This window comes from Devosia rhodophyticola (assembly GCF_028816475.1).
GTDB classification, from domain to species: Bacteria; Pseudomonadota; Alphaproteobacteria; order Rhizobiales; family Devosiaceae; genus Devosia; species Devosia rhodophyticola.
In genome coordinates, this window is the sequence record NZ_CP118247.1 from 623681 (window position 1) to 638711 (window position 15031).

Annotated in this window: 16 protein-coding genes; 11 read left to right on the forward strand and 5 right to left on the reverse strand. The window is 57.1% G+C overall.

Annotated features, from left to right (window positions below; all coding sequences use genetic code 11):
• Nucleotides 1-316: 316 nt before the first annotated feature.
• Complete coding sequence (ybaK, locus tag PSQ90_RS03020; protein ID WP_282211970.1) at nucleotides 317-790, forward strand: Cys-tRNA(Pro) deacylase; 474 nt, start codon at nucleotides 317-319, stop codon at nucleotides 788-790.
• 68 nt (nucleotides 791-858) lie between these two features.
• On the opposite strand, the gene PSQ90_RS03025 is transcribed toward ybaK, so the two are convergent.
• A complete protein-coding gene (locus PSQ90_RS03025; RefSeq protein WP_282211971.1) occupies nucleotides 859-1002 on the reverse strand; it encodes a DUF1127 domain-containing protein in 144 nt (47 codons plus the stop codon).
• 345 nt (nucleotides 1003-1347) lie between these two features.
• Between PSQ90_RS03025 and PSQ90_RS03030 the strand changes: the two genes are divergently transcribed.
• From PSQ90_RS03030 to lhpI, 10 genes are all read left to right on the forward strand, one after another.
• Nucleotides 1348-2298, forward strand: coding sequence for a DMT family transporter (locus PSQ90_RS03030; RefSeq protein ID WP_282211972.1), 951 nt, complete (start codon nucleotides 1348-1350; stop codon nucleotides 2296-2298).
• Nucleotides 2299-2422: 124 nt separating this feature from the next.
• Nucleotides 2423-3094 carry a hypothetical protein gene (locus PSQ90_RS03035; RefSeq protein ID WP_282211973.1) on the forward strand — a complete coding sequence of 224 codons (672 nt, stop codon included), beginning with the start codon at nucleotides 2423-2425 and terminating at the stop codon, nucleotides 3092-3094.
• 31 nt (nucleotides 3095-3125) lie between these two features.
• Nucleotides 3126-3536, forward strand: coding sequence for a 30S ribosome-binding factor RbfA (rbfA, locus tag PSQ90_RS03040; protein ID WP_282211974.1), 411 nt, complete (start codon nucleotides 3126-3128; stop codon nucleotides 3534-3536).
• An 18-nt stretch (nucleotides 3537-3554) separates the two neighbouring features.
• Nucleotides 3555-4457, forward strand: a complete 903-nt coding sequence (gene truB / locus PSQ90_RS03045; protein WP_282211975.1) for a tRNA pseudouridine(55) synthase TruB — start codon at nucleotides 3555-3557, stop codon at nucleotides 4455-4457.
• A gap of 165 nt (nucleotides 4458-4622) precedes the next feature.
• Nucleotides 4623-4892: a 30S ribosomal protein S15 gene (gene rpsO, locus PSQ90_RS03050; RefSeq protein WP_282211976.1), complete on the forward strand. Its 270-nt coding sequence runs from the start codon at nucleotides 4623-4625 to the stop codon at nucleotides 4890-4892.
• A gap of 354 nt (nucleotides 4893-5246) precedes the next feature.
• Nucleotides 5247-7370 carry a polyribonucleotide nucleotidyltransferase gene (gene pnp, locus PSQ90_RS03055; RefSeq protein ID WP_282211977.1) on the forward strand — a complete coding sequence of 708 codons (2124 nt, stop codon included), beginning with the start codon at nucleotides 5247-5249 and terminating at the stop codon, nucleotides 7368-7370.
• 72 nt (nucleotides 7371-7442) lie between these two features.
• A complete protein-coding gene (locus tag PSQ90_RS03060) occupies nucleotides 7443-7868 on the forward strand; it encodes a bleomycin resistance protein (RefSeq protein WP_282211978.1) in 426 nt (141 codons plus the stop codon).
• A 151-nt stretch (nucleotides 7869-8019) separates the two neighbouring features.
• Nucleotides 8020-8640 carry a L,D-transpeptidase gene (locus tag PSQ90_RS03065; protein WP_282211979.1) on the forward strand — a complete coding sequence of 207 codons (621 nt, stop codon included), beginning with the start codon at nucleotides 8020-8022 and terminating at the stop codon, nucleotides 8638-8640.
• A gap of 88 nt (nucleotides 8641-8728) precedes the next feature.
• Complete coding sequence (sseA, locus tag PSQ90_RS03070; RefSeq protein ID WP_282211980.1) at nucleotides 8729-9577, forward strand: 3-mercaptopyruvate sulfurtransferase; 849 nt, start codon at nucleotides 8729-8731, stop codon at nucleotides 9575-9577.
• Nucleotides 9578-9633: 56 nt separating this feature from the next.
• Nucleotides 9634-10575, forward strand: coding sequence for a bifunctional Delta(1)-pyrroline-2-carboxylate/Delta(1)-piperideine-2-carboxylate reductase (lhpI, locus tag PSQ90_RS03075; RefSeq protein ID WP_282211981.1), 942 nt, complete (start codon nucleotides 9634-9636; stop codon nucleotides 10573-10575).
• A gap of 1 nt (nucleotide 10576) precedes the next feature.
• Here lhpI and PSQ90_RS03080 read toward each other — a convergent pair whose 3' ends face one another.
• From PSQ90_RS03080 to PSQ90_RS03095, 4 genes are read right to left on the reverse strand one after another with little or no spacing between them, the layout of a single operon-like run.
• A complete protein-coding gene (locus PSQ90_RS03080; protein ID WP_282211982.1) occupies nucleotides 10577-11608 on the reverse strand; it encodes a trans-3-hydroxy-L-proline dehydratase in 1032 nt (343 codons plus the stop codon).
• Between the two features lie 23 nt (nucleotides 11609-11631).
• The gene (locus tag PSQ90_RS03085; RefSeq protein ID WP_282211983.1) at nucleotides 11632-12735 is read right to left on the reverse strand and encodes a cis-3-hydroxy-L-proline dehydratase; all 1104 of its coding nucleotides are present in this window, start codon (nucleotides 12733-12735) and stop codon (nucleotides 11632-11634) included.
• A 17-nt stretch (nucleotides 12736-12752) separates the two neighbouring features.
• Entirely contained in the window at nucleotides 12753-13754 is a 1002-nt protein-coding gene (locus PSQ90_RS03090) for a 4-hydroxyproline epimerase (RefSeq protein WP_282211984.1), read from the reverse strand.
• A gap of 14 nt (nucleotides 13755-13768) precedes the next feature.
• On the reverse strand, nucleotides 13769-15019 hold the full coding sequence (locus tag PSQ90_RS03095) for an NAD(P)/FAD-dependent oxidoreductase (RefSeq protein WP_282211985.1): 1251 nt from the start codon (nucleotides 15017-15019) through the stop codon (nucleotides 13769-13771).
• Nucleotides 15020-15031 lie beyond the last annotated feature (12 nt).

Below are 15031 nucleotides of genomic sequence, written 5' to 3' on the forward strand. Positions count from 1 at the left end.
TTGAATTTTTCCGGGCCCAAATTACTCCCCGTTGGGCCGCACGCGAATTTTTCGTCTGATGCATAAGCATTCTGTGAGAAATTAGTTCAGCACCTTTGGCCGAAAAACCCAAGATAATTTGCCCCCGCAATATTCCTGTCAGACTAACTTCGCGATCCGGGTGCGCAACCACCCAACGCGAAGTTTACGGTTAGCCATGCACTGAATGCATAGTTAGCCAGCTTAAAACTGCGTGATGGGACGCGTCAAGGTTAGCAGATTGCTAACATTTTGGCACCCATGCTTGCGCAACGCCATAGGCTTGATAAAAGCGATTATGTCCAAGACCACGCCCGCCACATTGGCCCTTGATGCCGCCGGTATTGCCTATGCCCTTGCCAGTTACGACTATGATCCGGGGGCGGATCGGGTGGGGCTGCAAGCCGCCGAGGCCATGGGCGTTTCGCCCCGCATCGTCTATAAAACCCTGATGGCATTGGTTGACGGCAAACCGGTCTGCGCGGTGGTACCGTCAGACGAAGAAGTGAACATGAAAAAGCTTGCAGCGGCGGCGGGCGGCAAGGCGGCCCAGATGATGAAACCCATCGACGCCGAGCGCCAGACCGGCTACCGCGTCGGCGGCATCAGCCCGTTCGGTCAAAAGCGGCAAGTCACTACCATCATTGAAGAAACATCTATACTTGAGGAAGAAATATTCCTCAACGGCGGTCAACGCGGCCTCCAGGTCCGCCTCAAACCCGACGCCGCCATCCGCACCCTCAGCGCCATCCAGGCCGACCTGATCCGCTAGTCACCCAGACAAACAAAAGGCGCCCAATCGGACGCCTTCCCCACAATTCCCGCTCTGCTCAGAACCGATTAACGGCCCTTGTTGCGCGCCAGGTTTTTGATGTCGTAGCGGCTGATGCCGAGGTCGTTCAAAGAACGGTTATCAAGAGCGTTCAGCTCACGCACTGTCTGCTGGTATTGAGCGAATTGAGCGATTTTCTGACGAATGTTCATGGCTTGGTTCCCTTTCCTTCGTTGCCCAATAGCTAAGTTATCCCCGCCCCCATGAGTAGTGGTAGAATCTGCGATTCAGCCATGCAGAAAACGAATAGGTACTTATCCAACATCGCGTTAACCTAGGATTACCTATTGAAACTGGTCGCGATGAAACAACTCGCATATGCTCAATCTGGCGGGAATCGCTTGTCTCCAAAATTCCCCCAACTCCAACCCGCCATGGCTCCGGGCACGCCATTTGCGTGGCGAATGTGCCTGCCGAAGTGATATTGCTTCCCAACGCACGGGCATTTTCGAGGGTATACCCCTCGCCGCGCGCGTCCTCCCAATGAAGGTTTTGACGTGATTGACAGTGAAAATGCGCAGTCGGACACCACGGTATTTCTGGGTATCGGCCTCAAGATTGCGGCAGTTTGCATATTTGTGAGCATGTCCACCATGCTCAAGGCGGCCGAGGGTATTCCGGCAGGTCAACTTGTCTTTTTCCGCTCCGCCTTTGCCATCATTCCCGTGTTGATCATGCTGGCAGTGCGCGGGGAACTCAAACAAGGTTTTATGACAAAACGTCCCTTGGGGCATCTTTGGCGAGGCCTTATCGGCATTACCTCAATGAGTTTGGGCTTTTACGGGCTTACCCAACTGCCGCTACCCGAGTCGATTGCCATCAGTTACGCCACTCCGCTGCTTATCGTGGTGCTAAGCGCCATCATCCTTAAAGAGCAGGTTCGCCTCTATCGGTGGGCGGCGGTTATTGTTGGCCTGATTGGGGTATTGGTGATCCTTTGGCCACGTCTAAGCATTCTGAGTGGTGGCACGGCTGTTGGAGGGCAGTCGATCGGTGCGTTGGCGGCGCTTGGGGCAGCGTTCTTTGCGGCTGCTGCGATGTTGCAAGTCCGCAATCTGGTTCAGACAGAAATGACGGCAACCATCGTGCTCTATTTCTTTATCGCTGGCAGCTCTCTGTCGCTACTCAGCTTGCCGTTTGGCTGGGTGATGCCCAATCCGCAGCAATTGTCATTGCTGATTGGCGCGGGACTGGCAGGTGGGGTCGCGCAGATTTTGGTTACCCAATGTTACCGTTACGCCGACATGTCGGTTATCGCCCCATTTGATTATACCTCAATGCTGCTCGGCTTGGCAGTCGGATACATTCTGTTTGCCGAAACCCCGACGCTCCCGATGCTGGCGGGGGCAATACTGGTGGTTGGAGCGGGCATCTTCATCATTTTGCGCGAACACCAATTGGGCCTGAAGCGGCGTCGCGCCAATGCGGCCGCGACACCGCAAACCTGACGACCAGCGGCCACTCTGCCACACCTTGGAAATATTCCGATTGCAGCCGCTGTGGAAGGCCGGAATTTTCTTGCAATTTGTCGTGGGCAAATTCTATCGCTCGGACAACGTAGGAGAGGCCCAAATGAATATCATCCTTGCTCGCCACTCCATTCTGTCGGGTCTGTTGCTGGTCGCAGTGCTGGTCGGCAGCCCTGTCCAGGTTTGGGCGCAGTCGGCGCCAATAGCGCTTGACGGCGGGCAAATTTCGCTCAGCAGTCTGGGCCATACGTTGAAGATGCCTTTGCCATCATGGCTGGAAGGCGCTGGTGGGCGGTCGCTGGACGATCAAGCCAGCATAAGCTACAGCGACGATAGCCGGAAAGCTGAGCTCGATATCTTTCCCAAAGGCCAGACATCACTCAGCTGGACGAGCGCTGCGGGCGCGCGCATTTTATTGCAGCCAACCAGAGCATTGGCCGATTATCGGTCCAGCGAAATGACCTATTATTCCCAAACCTGCCAGCCGGAGACCAGCGGCTTTTTTCAGCTTGAAGCTGACAGCGCCGACAATCTTGCAACGCTTGGCTTTGTCTGTGGTGCCTTCATTGACACACTGGCCGATTATGCAGGCGACGGCGAAATTTTGCTGATGCAGTTCAAGCGCACGCCAAAGGGGCTGGCGATGGTCTATCAGAAATGGCGCGGCAAGGCATTTGATCCGGGCGTTCCTGTCAGCTGGCCTGTCGCCACAGATGTTATTCAAAAGGCGGTGCAACAACTCAAAGCTGATGTGACGCTGCTGGCAGCGGATTGACGGAACAACCCGGAACGCCTAAGTCGAGCCGATGAGCAGAGATAACAAGCCCACAGGGCCTTCCCAGCGGATGCTGCGGGTCGGTGAATTGGTCCGCCATGCCTTGGCGGCCATGTTTGCACGCGGAGAAGTTGAAGACGACGCCTTGCGCGGCGCGGTTGTGACTGTGCCTGAAGTGCGCATGACGCCCGACCTGAAACTGGCAAATGTCTACATCATGCCGCTGGGCGGCGAGCGCGCTGAAGAAGTCGTTGCAGCGCTTAACCGCCATCGCAAGTTCATTCGCGGCCAGGTTGCCCCGCAGATCAGCATGAAATACGCGCCAGACGTGCGGTTTTATGTCGATGATACTTTTGAAGAAGCCAGCCGGATTGATGCGCTGCTGCGCTCTGACAAGGTGCGTCAGGATCTGGAAGGCGACGAGGATGGCGATGTTGAATAGCGTTATGGCGGGACGAGCTTGAATCAGGTCAAGCGTGTCAAACGCAACGTTTCCGGCTGGGTTGTCCTCAACAAGCCATATGACATGACCTCGACCCAGGCCGTTGGCAAGATCCGTTGGCTGTTTGGCGCGGCAAAGGCCGGGCACGCGGGCACGCTCGATCCGCTTGCTACCGGCATCCTGCCGATTGCACTTGGAGAAGCGACCAAGGCCGTGCCGTTTGTTCAGGATGGCACCAAGGTCTATCGGTTTACCGTCAAATGGGGCGCAGCCACTGCAACCGATGATGCAGAAGGCGAGATCATTGCAACCAGCGATCATCGCGCCGACGCCGCCGACATCGAGGCTGTTCTGCCGGATTTTGTCGGTACGATCAGTCAGGTGCCGCCGACTTACTCCGCGCTCAAGATTGATGGAGAACGGGCCTATGATCTGGCGCGGGCCGGCGAAAAGGTCGAGTTAGCAGCGCGCGAAATCCATGTCGAATCCCTCACAATGCTCGAGCATGGCAATGAACAATCGGTGTTTGAAGCTATCTGCGGCAAAGGCACTTATGTCCGTTCGCTGGCGCGCGACATCGCCGAACGGGTTGGCACAAACGGCCATGTCGTGGCTCTGCATCGAGGGGCCGTCGGGCCATTTGACGATGAAGATGCCATAACAATTGATCAGCTCGAGGCGTTGGAGATTTTGGAACGGGATGCGCTGCTCAAACCAATTGCCGCCAGCCTGGCAGACCTGCCTGAAATCCGACTGACCCAACAGCAGCTTACTGGTGTCAAGCATGGCAACCCGGTCCTTTTGACCGGCGCAGGAGCGCCCATCGGTCTGGATGAAGCGTGGGCCAGTTTTGCTGGTAAAGTTGTTGCCACGGGCTATGTCGAACGCGGTCAGTTCGTGCCGCGCCGCGTCTTCAACTAGGCCCAGTGGCCGACGATCCCCAGTTGCAATAAATTCTGGCGCCGGACGTCACTTTAGACTATAGAGCGCGCAGCGTGGGCTATTGGCCCGTGCTATTCATGGCCTCTCCTGGACGACATCCCGGAAGAGGCGACCTTAATCCTCGTATCTGAAAGGATATATCCGATGTCGATTACCCCAGAGCGCAAAGCCGCGCTGATTCAGGAATATGCAATCAAGCCAAACGACACGGGTTCGCCCGAGGTCCAGATTGCAATCCTGTCGGAACGCATTGCCAATCTGACCGAGCACTTCAAGGGCCACGCCAAGGATAACCATTCCCGCCGCGGTCTGCTCAAGCTTGTTTCCACCCGCCGCAGCCTGCTTGATTATATCAAGAAGGGCGATGGCACGCGCTACAAGTCCTTGATCGAACGTCTTGGCCTGCGTCGCTAATCGCGATGCATCAAGAACATGCCGGTGCGGGGACATCTCCGCACCAGCGTTCCTGCAATGGCAGGAAATCAGCGTAGACCGGTATTTGACGGAGCATGGCAGGATTACTAGCCGCTCAAAGGCAGGCCTCAGGTCAACAAATCATTCAATGATTGGTTTCGTGAGGCTGTCCCAGTTGTGGGAGCGTCTTGTTGTCTTGCCCATGTTTCGCCAGCCAAAACCGGGCGGAAACCGTGTCTGAAATTGAGCCGCTATCGTGCACATGGGGTGTAGATGCGGTGCGGGCACAACGAGTATTCGCGCGGGCGCTGCGCCCCGCACCAGCGGATATTCGGCAAACGGAAAGACAAAACTATGTTTGACCACCATAAAGTGGAACTGAACTGGGGCGGCCAACCGCTGACCCTTGAAACGGGCAAGATCGCTCGTCAGGCCGATGGCGCCGTGTTGGCGACACTCGGTGAAACCGTGGTTCTGGCCACGGTCGTTTCGGCAAAAACGCCGAAGCCCGGCATTGATTTTTTCCCTCTGACTGTCAACTATCAGGAAAAGTACTTTGCCGCAGGCAAGATTCCTGGTGGCTATTTCAAGCGTGAGGGCCGTCCCTCCGAAGCCGAAACATTGACGTCGCGCCTGATCGACCGGCCGATCCGTCCCTTGTTCCCGGACGGGTACAAGCACGAGACCCAGGTCGTGATCACCGTGTTGCAGCACGACCTCGAAAACAACCCCGACATTCTGGCCATGGTTGCAGCATCGGCTGCCCTGACGATTTCGGGTGTTCCTTTCATGGGGCCAATCGGCGCAGCCCGTGTTGGTTATGTCGATGGCGAATATGTACTCAACCTGCCGGTTGATCGTCGCGACGACAGCAAGCTGGACCTCGTCATTGCCGGTACGGCAGACGCTGTGCTGATGGTTGAATCCGAAGCCAAGGAGCTTTCGGAAGAGGTCATGCTCGGCGCGGTGCTCTTCGGCCACGAAGAGAGCCGCAAGGTCATTGAGGCCATCATCAAGCTGGCTGAACTGGCTGCCAAGGAGCCCCGCGACTTTGAAGCCGCGGATCATTCGGCTCTTGAAGAAGAAATGCTGGCCTTCATCGAAGCCGATCTGCGCGATGCCTACAAGAACACCGCCAAGGAAGCTCGTTACGCCGCAATCGATTCCGCCAAGGCAAAGGTCAAGACTCAGTTTGCGGGCAAGGTCGAAGACGGCACCTATACCAATGAAGTCATTGGCGCTGTATTCAAGCACTTGCAAGCCAAGATCGTTCGCTGGAACGTGCTGGACACCGGCCTTCGCATCGATGGGCGCGACCTTTCAACCGTTCGCCCGATTGTTTCCGAAGTCGGCATGCTGCCCCGCACCCATGGTTCGGCACTGTTTACGCGTGGCGAAACCCAGGCGCTGGTTGTTGCCACTTTGGGCACGGGAGATGACGAGCAGTTCATTGATCAGCTCGAAGGTACCATCAAGCAGAACTTCTTGCTGCACTACAACTTCCCTCCATATTCGGTGGGTGAAGCTGGCCGCATGGGGTCGCCCGGTCGTCGCGAAATCGGCCATGGCAAGCTGGCTTGGCGCGCCATCAATCCTGTGCGCCCCAAGGCCGAAGAATTCCCGTACACCATCCGCATCGTTTCCGAGATCACCGAATCCAATGGCTCATCCTCGATGGCCACTGTTTGCGGCACCTCGCTGGCACTGATGGACGCAGGCGTTCCCCTGCCCCGCCCGGTTGCCGGCATTGCGATGGGCCTGATCCTTGAAGGCGAAAAGTTCGCCGTTCTGTCCGACATTCTGGGTGATGAAGATCACCTTGGCGACATGGACTTCAAGGTAGCTGGTACTGAAGCGGGCATTACCGCCTTGCAGATGGACATCAAGATCGCGGGCATCACCGGCGAGATCATGAAGATCGCGCTGGAGCAGGCTAAGGGCGGTCGTATCCACATTTTGGGCGAAATGGCCAAGGCGTTGACCACTGCTCGTTCCGAAGTTGGTGAATTTGCCCCGCGCATCGAAACCATGAAGATCCCGACCGACAAGATCCGTGAAGTGATTGGCACCGGTGGCAAGGTTATCCGCGAGATCGTGGAAAAGACCGGCGCAAAGATCAACATCGAAGACGATGGCACGATCAAGGTTGCGTCGTCCGACGGCAAGGCCATCGACGCGGCAATCAAGTGGATCAAGTCGATCACCGATGAAGCCGAAGTTGGTGCCATCTATCAGGGTACCGTGGTCAAGACCGCCGATTTTGGCGCGTTTGTAAACTTCTTTGGTGCCAAGGACGGGCTGGTTCATATCTCGCAGCTTGCCGCTGAACGCGTCGCCAAGACCACCGACGTGGTCAAGGAAGGCGACAAGGTTTGGGTCAAGCTTCTCGGCTTTGACGATCGCGGTAAAGTGCGCCTGTCGATGAAAGTTGTTGACCAGGAAACAGGCAAGGAACTGGTTGAGGAAAAGGCTGAATAAGCTGTTGTCTTAAGTCAAAATTTTAAAGTCCGGACCAATAGGTTCGGGCTTTTTTGTTTGTTGGAGAGGTAAATGGGCGCATTGGTTCCCGAATTGGCGGTAAGCGATTATCAACAAAGTTTGCACTTTTACCGCGATATTTTGGGGTTTAGCGCAGTTTATGAGCGGGCCGAGGACGGTTTTGCGTTTTTGGCATTAGGAGCGGCTGAACTCATGATCGACCAAATCGGGATTGGTCGAACCTTTGGGATTGCTGATGAACCCATAGCGTATCCGTTGGGGCGGGGCGTTAACTTGCAAATTGCAGTGCCAACAATCGAACCGCTGCTTAAAAAATTAGCCGTTTGCGGGATTTCGCTTTACCTGCCGTTAGAAGATAAATGGTATCGTAAGGTTAATAGCGAAATTGGTCAGCGCCAATTCGTTGTTCCAGATCCGGATGGTTATCTGTTAAGATTTTGTCAAGATTTGGGAATTCGACCTGCCAAGGGCAAATAGCGATCACATAAGCGAGAGCAGGCTTAGTGATGCCATTATGCAGGCAAGTGAGGATTTCCTGCACTCGACAAATCAGGGCCAGTCGACCTAGGTCGTTGCAAACAAGATTCTTTTGTACAGGTATGACCTCGTGATCAGTCGCCGTTTATTCATGATTGGGCTGCCTCTGGCCCTCGCCGCCTGCACCTCCACTTCACGTACCCCGGTCGAACCCACCATCAACCCGTTCTATCTGTCGATGTACGGGGCCGTGCTGGGCGAGCCATACCCGGTGGCAGGCGTTAACCTACGCCAGGTTGACCCGAAATGGTGGCGTCAGGACGTACCCTACGCGACGACTGAAAAACCAGGAACGCTCGTTGTCGACACCGAGGCCCATTACCTTTATCTCATCCAGGAAGGTGGCCGCGCTATGCGGTACGGCATTGGCGTGGGACGCGAACAAGCCCTGCAGTTCAAGGGCAATGCCAGCATTGGCCGTCGCGCACAGTGGCCAACGTGGACACCGACCCAGTCGATGATAAAACGCGAGCCGGATCGCTACGGCCCATACGCTGGCGGTTTGCCCGGGGGATCTGCCAACCCGCTGGGTCCGCGCGCGCTCTATCTATACAAGAATGGTCGCGACACTCTGTTCCGCATTCACGGCACGACCGAGCCCTACACCATCGGCACCAATGTGTCGTCGGGCTGTATCCGCTTGATGAATCAGGACATTATCGATCTTTACGGCCGCGTCCCGACGGGAACAAGCGTCGTCGTTGTCAGCTAATATTGGTGGGAGCGCCATTTGTGGCGCTCTCTTGTTTCCCGTCGTGCCTCGGTGCATTGTTGCCGCCCCATCTTCCGGTAACTAGTCCATGCACCACTCCCCTTTGATCTCTGTTCAGGATGCCGCCGCCCTGATCGATCAGCCCGGCACCGTCTTCATCGACGCTTCATGGCACATGCCCGCCGAAAAACGCGACCCGCACGCCGAGTATTTAGCCGGGCATATACCGGGCGCTGTGTTCTTTGACATTGACGCGATTGCCGATCAGACGAGCGGTTTGCCGCATACATTGGCGTCGGAAGAAGCATTTGGCGCGGCGGTCAGTGCGCTGGGTGTCAATCAGGCCAACACGATCATTGTTTACGACAGCGCAGGACTATTCAGTGCGGCGCGAGTCTGGTGGAATTTCCGGGTGGCGGGTGCCAGCGACGTACGCGTTCTCAATGGCGGCCTGCCCGCCTGGCGCGCGCTGGGGTTACCGATCTCCAGCGGCACCGAGGCCAAAGAGCCGGGACAGTTTACCGCTCAATACAATCAGGATCTCGTGCGTAGCTTTGAGCAAATGCTGAAGACAGTTCAGAATGGCGACGCGCAGGTAGTTGATGCGCGTGGTGGCGCCCGGTTTCGCGGCGAGGTGGTCGAGCCTCGCGCCGGATTGAAATCGGGACACATCGTGGGCAGTCGAAGTGTGCCATTTACCGACCTGTTGTCTGATGGGAAATTGGGCCCGGCGGCCGAACTGAAAGCGATCTTCGAGAATACGGGGGTCAATTTGACCCGCCCAATCGTGACAAGCTGCGGGTCGGGCGTGACGGCCGCCGTATTGGCTTTGGCGCTGGCGGTTATTGGACGCGACGACGTCAGCATTTATGACGGCTCATGGTCGGAATGGGGTGGACGCATGGAAAGCTCCGGGCTCATCGCAACCGGCGAATAGCAGGGCAAAACCGGGGTTCTGCTTGAAAGCAATTCGGCCCGACCTATAGTGCGACCATGAAAAATTATGCCGCCGAAGATGTTCGCCAAGGGCTCGAATGGCCCCTATTGATCGGTGCCCTTGAAAAGGCGTTTGCCCAAGGGGTCGATGCCCCCATGCGGCAGCACCTTGATGTTGGGGGCACTCGGGTCAATGGTAATTTGCTGCTGATGCCTGCCTGGCAGACGGGCGAGCATATCGGGGTAAAACTGGTGACGGTTTTTCCGGACAATGAGGCGATTGGCCTGCCAGCAGTGGCCAGTACCTACACGCTTTTTGATGGCAAGAACGGTGCCGTCATCGCGCAGATTGATGGCGGCGAATTGACGGCGCGCCGCACCGCGGCGGCCTCGGTTCTCGCGGCAAAATTTCTGGCGCGGCCCAAATCACGGAATCTGGTGATCCTCGGCACCGGCCGGGTCAGCACCAATCTGGCGCAAGCCTACTGCGCAATTTTTGATATTGAAAAATTGACGATTTGCAGCCGCGCGCTCGACAAGGCTGAGACATTGGCTATCGAGCTGGGGTCGATTGCGCCAAACGTGGTTGCCACAACCGACATTGCGACCGCCTTTGCCGACGCAGATATTGTGAGTGCCGCGACATTGGCGAAAAAGCCAATCGTGCCGGGCGATCTGCTCCGTCCCGGAACCCATGTAGATCTCGTCGGCAGTTTCCGCACCGATATGCGCGAAGCGGACGATGCGGTATTGGCTCGTGCTGGCGGTATTTACGTCGACACTTTTGAGGGCGCGAGCAAGGAAAGTGGCGATATCACCCAGCCAATGACTGCCGGCACGCTAACGCGCGATGGTCTCCTGGCGGACCTTGCCGTGCTGTGCCGGGGCGAGCACCCCGGCCGACAAAGTGATGATGAGATCACTGTCTTCAAGTCGGTTGGGACGGCCCTGGAAGATCTGGCGGCGGCAGTGGCTCTGGCCACCAATCATCCAGAATAGGCTATTTGATTTTGGGCCATGTGTCGGCCAGACGGTAGCCAGAGGGCCATGGATCGGCGGGATCGAGCATTTCCTGCCGCGTCCCAGTGATCCACGCGCGACCGGTTATAGAAGGTATGATCGCGGATTTTTCGCCCAGCACTGTCAGCGCTTCCAGGCGACAGAAGAATTCCGAACCAATAATGGAGCGACCGACGAACTCGTCGCCCACGGCCATCAGCCCGCGCGCGTGCAGAACCGCCATACGCGCCGAGCAGCCGGTGCCGGTCGGCGAACGGTCGACCTTACCGGGCTGGATGACCACGGCATTGGCACCGGTCAAGCGCCCCTTGACAGTCTCGACGGGCGCAGCAATCTGACAAAAGGAAATATGGGCCCAGTCCGCATTGGTGGGATGGGTAAATCCAAGTTGCTCATTGGCGGCACGGGTAATGCGAATGCCCGTTTCAGCGATATCGCGCGCCTCGTCCTCGGTAATGGCAAAGCCCAAGGCCTTTGCATCCGCGATTACAAAGCTGTCGCCGCCGTAGGCGGTATCGACGTCGAGCGTGCCCAGACCTTCGACCTCGATATGCGCATCGAGCTTGTCGACGAATGAGGGTACGTTGCGCACGGTGATGGATTGCGCCTTGCCGTCGCGACATTGCGCCACCACCTCGACCAAACCGCCGGGGGCCTCGAGTGTCATGCGCGTTTCCGGTTCTGTCATCGGCACGATACCGCTATCGAGCAGCACGGTGGAAACGCAGATGGAATTGGAGCCAGACATCGGCGGGGTATCTTCGGGCTCCATGATGATCCAGCCCATGACCGCGCGTTTATCCTTGGGTGGCACCAGCAAGTTGATGTGGCGAAACACCCCGCCGCGTGGTTCGTTCAGCACGAAATTGCGCAAGGTTTGATCCCGCGCGATAAACCGGGACTGATCCCAGAGTGTGTCCCCGGGCGGCGGCGCGACACCACCCACAATCACATCGCCCACCTCGCCTTCGGCGTGGCAGGAAACGATATGAATGGATTTGGTCGTGCGCATGGCGTTTCTTTCGCAAGGTCGATCTATTTGATATGCAGCGCCGGTTGGCCCAACGCGTCTGGCAAAGGCGTTACGCCAAGGCCGGGGGTGTCCGGCGCGGTCATGAAACCATTTTGACGCTGCGGCGCGCCGTCGGCGAGGCGCGTGGTCACATAGCTATTGAAATCGGTGGCCGAAAAGCAGAACTCTTCGGGGGTCGATCGCGCCAGATGGGCAATGGCGGCGGTGGTAATATCGCCGCCCCAAGTGTCCTCAATGGTCATCGGAATGCCACTGGCAACGGCCAGATCGCGCATCAGCCGCGCCTTGGTCAGACCGCCGACCTTGGAAATCTTGAGGTTGATGACATCCATGGCGTCTTCAGCCAATCCTTTGACGAGACTTCCGACATTGTCGATAACCTCGTCCAGAACGAAGGGGCGGCTGGTGCGGCGGCGGATCGACAGACATTCTTCGTAGGTCGGGCAGGGTTGCTCGATATAGACGTCGACATCAGCCACAGCGGCGACAACGCGCGCCGCTTCTGCGCGGGTCCAGCCAGTATTCGCATCGGCCACCAAAATATCACTGGGCGACAGTATTTCGCGACAAGCCTTGATCCGCGCGATGTCCTCATCGGCATTGCCGCCAACCTTGAGCTGGAACTTGGTATAGCCTTCGGCCCGATAGCCGGCGATTTTGGTTGCCATTTCTTCAGGGGATTGCTGGGAAATGGCGCGGTAAAGCGCCACCTTGTCCTGCGCGGCACCCCCCAGAAGCTTATAGACGGGCAAGCCGGTCAATTTGCCCAGAATGTCCCAACAGGCGATGTCGATGGGTGCCTTGATATAGTTGTGGCCGCGCAGCACCGCGTCCATATGACGATTGATACCGTTCAAATCCGTTGGATCCATGCCCAGCAGTTTTGGACCAATTTCCTGCAATCCGCTACGCACGCCCAGCGCATAGGCGGGCAGATAGGCTGACCCGAGCGGACAACATTCAGCAAATCCGGTAATGCCTTCGTCGGTTTCGATGCCAACAATTGTTGTATCAAAGACATCGACAAAATTGCCGTTGGACCAGCTATAGCGGCCTTCCTTGAGCGGCAGATCGACCTGCCAGGCGGTGATGGCTGTAATTTTCATGGGCAGAAATCCTTTGCTCAGGCGACTAGAAAACCGTGTTTGAACGGATCGCGATCATCGACGAATATGGTGTTGAGGCCGGTCATGCGTGCCCAGCCGGCAATCGAAGGAACGATGGCGGACAGGTTGCCAACGGTTTGTGTGTCTTCGACCTTGCCTTTGAAAATCGAGCCGATGATGCTTTCGTGGATGAACTCATCGCCCTTTTTCAATTTGCCGCGACCATACCATTGGGCCATGCGCGCCGAGGTGCCAGTGCCACAAGGTGAGCGGTCGATTGCCTTGTCGCCGTAAAACACCGCGTTACGGGCGGTCGAGCCGACATGTTTGGGTGAGCCAGTCCACATGATGTGGCTTAGTCCATTGATTTCCGGTTTTTCGGGATGCACGAAGCTGTGCACCTCATTTAGGCGCTGGCGCAATATAGGGCTCCAGCGGATAAAATCGGCGGCCGAATATTGGTCCATGTCGCCAAAATTCTGCTGCGGGTCGATAATGGCGTAAAAATTTCCGCCGTAGGCGACGTCGACCTTGAGCGAACCGAGATCGGGGCACTCGACTTCCAGGTCGGTCGCATAAAGGAACGAGGGGACATTGGTGAGTTTGACCTCTTCGACATAGTCGCCCTCCTGCCGATATTCGGCAATGACGAGGCCTGCGGGCACTTCGAGCCGAACTGTGCCCGGTGTCCTGGGCGTGATCAGGCCCTGTTCAATGGCCATGGTTACCGTGCCAATGGTGCCGTGACCGCACATGGCAAGACAGCCCGAGGTCTCGATGAAAAGGATCGCGACGTCATTTTCTGGATCGCTGGGGGCGTAAAGGATAGAACCGGACATCACATCGTGACCGCGTGGCTCAAACATCAAAGCAGTGCGGATCCAGTCGTATTCGGCCAGAAAATGAGCGCGACGCGCCAGCATGTTATCACCATTGAGACGTGGTCCGCCGCCTGCCACCAACCGAACTGGATTGCCGCAAGTGTGCCCATCTACGCAAAAAAAGCTGTGTCGTGCCATTTGTGTTGCCTGATCTAAAATCGGTCCGCCCTGAAGGGCGCTATGTCTATTGGTGTGGGTTGATGTTGCAAGAGATCGGTGACGAGGCGACCGGTGGCCGCGGATTGGGTCAGACCCAAATGGCCATGGCCGAAAGCGTAAACAATATTGGGCGAGGCCTTTGAACGGGCAATGACCGGCAAACTATCGGGCATAGACGGACGGAAGCCCATCCATTGCTTGCCGCCGGCCGTATTGAGCCCCGGCATGAACTCAGCAGCTTTATTGAGCATGGCATCGGCGCGGGCGTAATTGGGCTTGAGCTCAAGGCCACCCAACTCCACAGCCCCACCGATACGAATGCCCTGATCGAGCGGGGTCACGACAAAGCCGTGCCCGCCAAAGATCAGCTGGCGTTGAAGGTCAAAGGCACCGGCAGGAAGGGTCGTATTATAGCCGCGTTCGGTATCGAGCGGCAGGTTTTCGCCCAGGCCAGTCGTTAACGCCTTTGACCAGGCACCACAGGCGATCACAGCTTGCTCGGCATTCAAAGTGTTGCCATCGTCCATGGTTATGGTGACACCACCCTCGGTGGGGTGAACCGCAGCAACGGTCTGGGTTAACAGGCTTGCGCCCTGCCCGATCACGGCTTCACCCAGCGCACAGGCAAATTCATATGGTTCGGCAACGGTCTGCCAACGCGGCACGATCGTTCCGGCGATAAACCGTGGCGCGAGGCCAGGTTGTAGCTGGCTGAGCTGATTGCCGCGAACGTGTTCAAAATCAATGCCATGACGCTCGCGGACAGACCATCCCGACAGCGATGCGTTAAATTCGGCCTCGCTTTCATAAAGCTCGAGCGAGCCGTTTGAACGGACCATGTGCGCCGTTCCAGCGGCTTGGGTGAGGCTGGCCATTTCAGAGCTGGCGAGTTCCATCAATGCGACCTGAGCGGCAATGCTGGCTTCGCATTTGTCGCGCCAGCCGGCCCGCCAGAAGCGCACGAGCCAGGGCAAAATTGTGGGAAAATAGGTTGGACGGATGCTCAATGGCCCCAAGGGGTCCAACAACCAGCCGGGCACCTTGGCCAGCATACCTTTGGCCGAAAGCGGCAGCACGTCGGAAAAGGCGAAAGCGGCGGCATTGCCAAAGCTTGCGCCCTGGGCAATGCCAGCCTTGTCAATCAGCGTCACCTTGCGCCCCGCCTGTTGCAGGCGGAACGCAGTCGATAGGCCGATTATACCGGCCCCGACAATGACGACGTCAGCCCGTTCGGATTGGACCATCTGAAATTTACC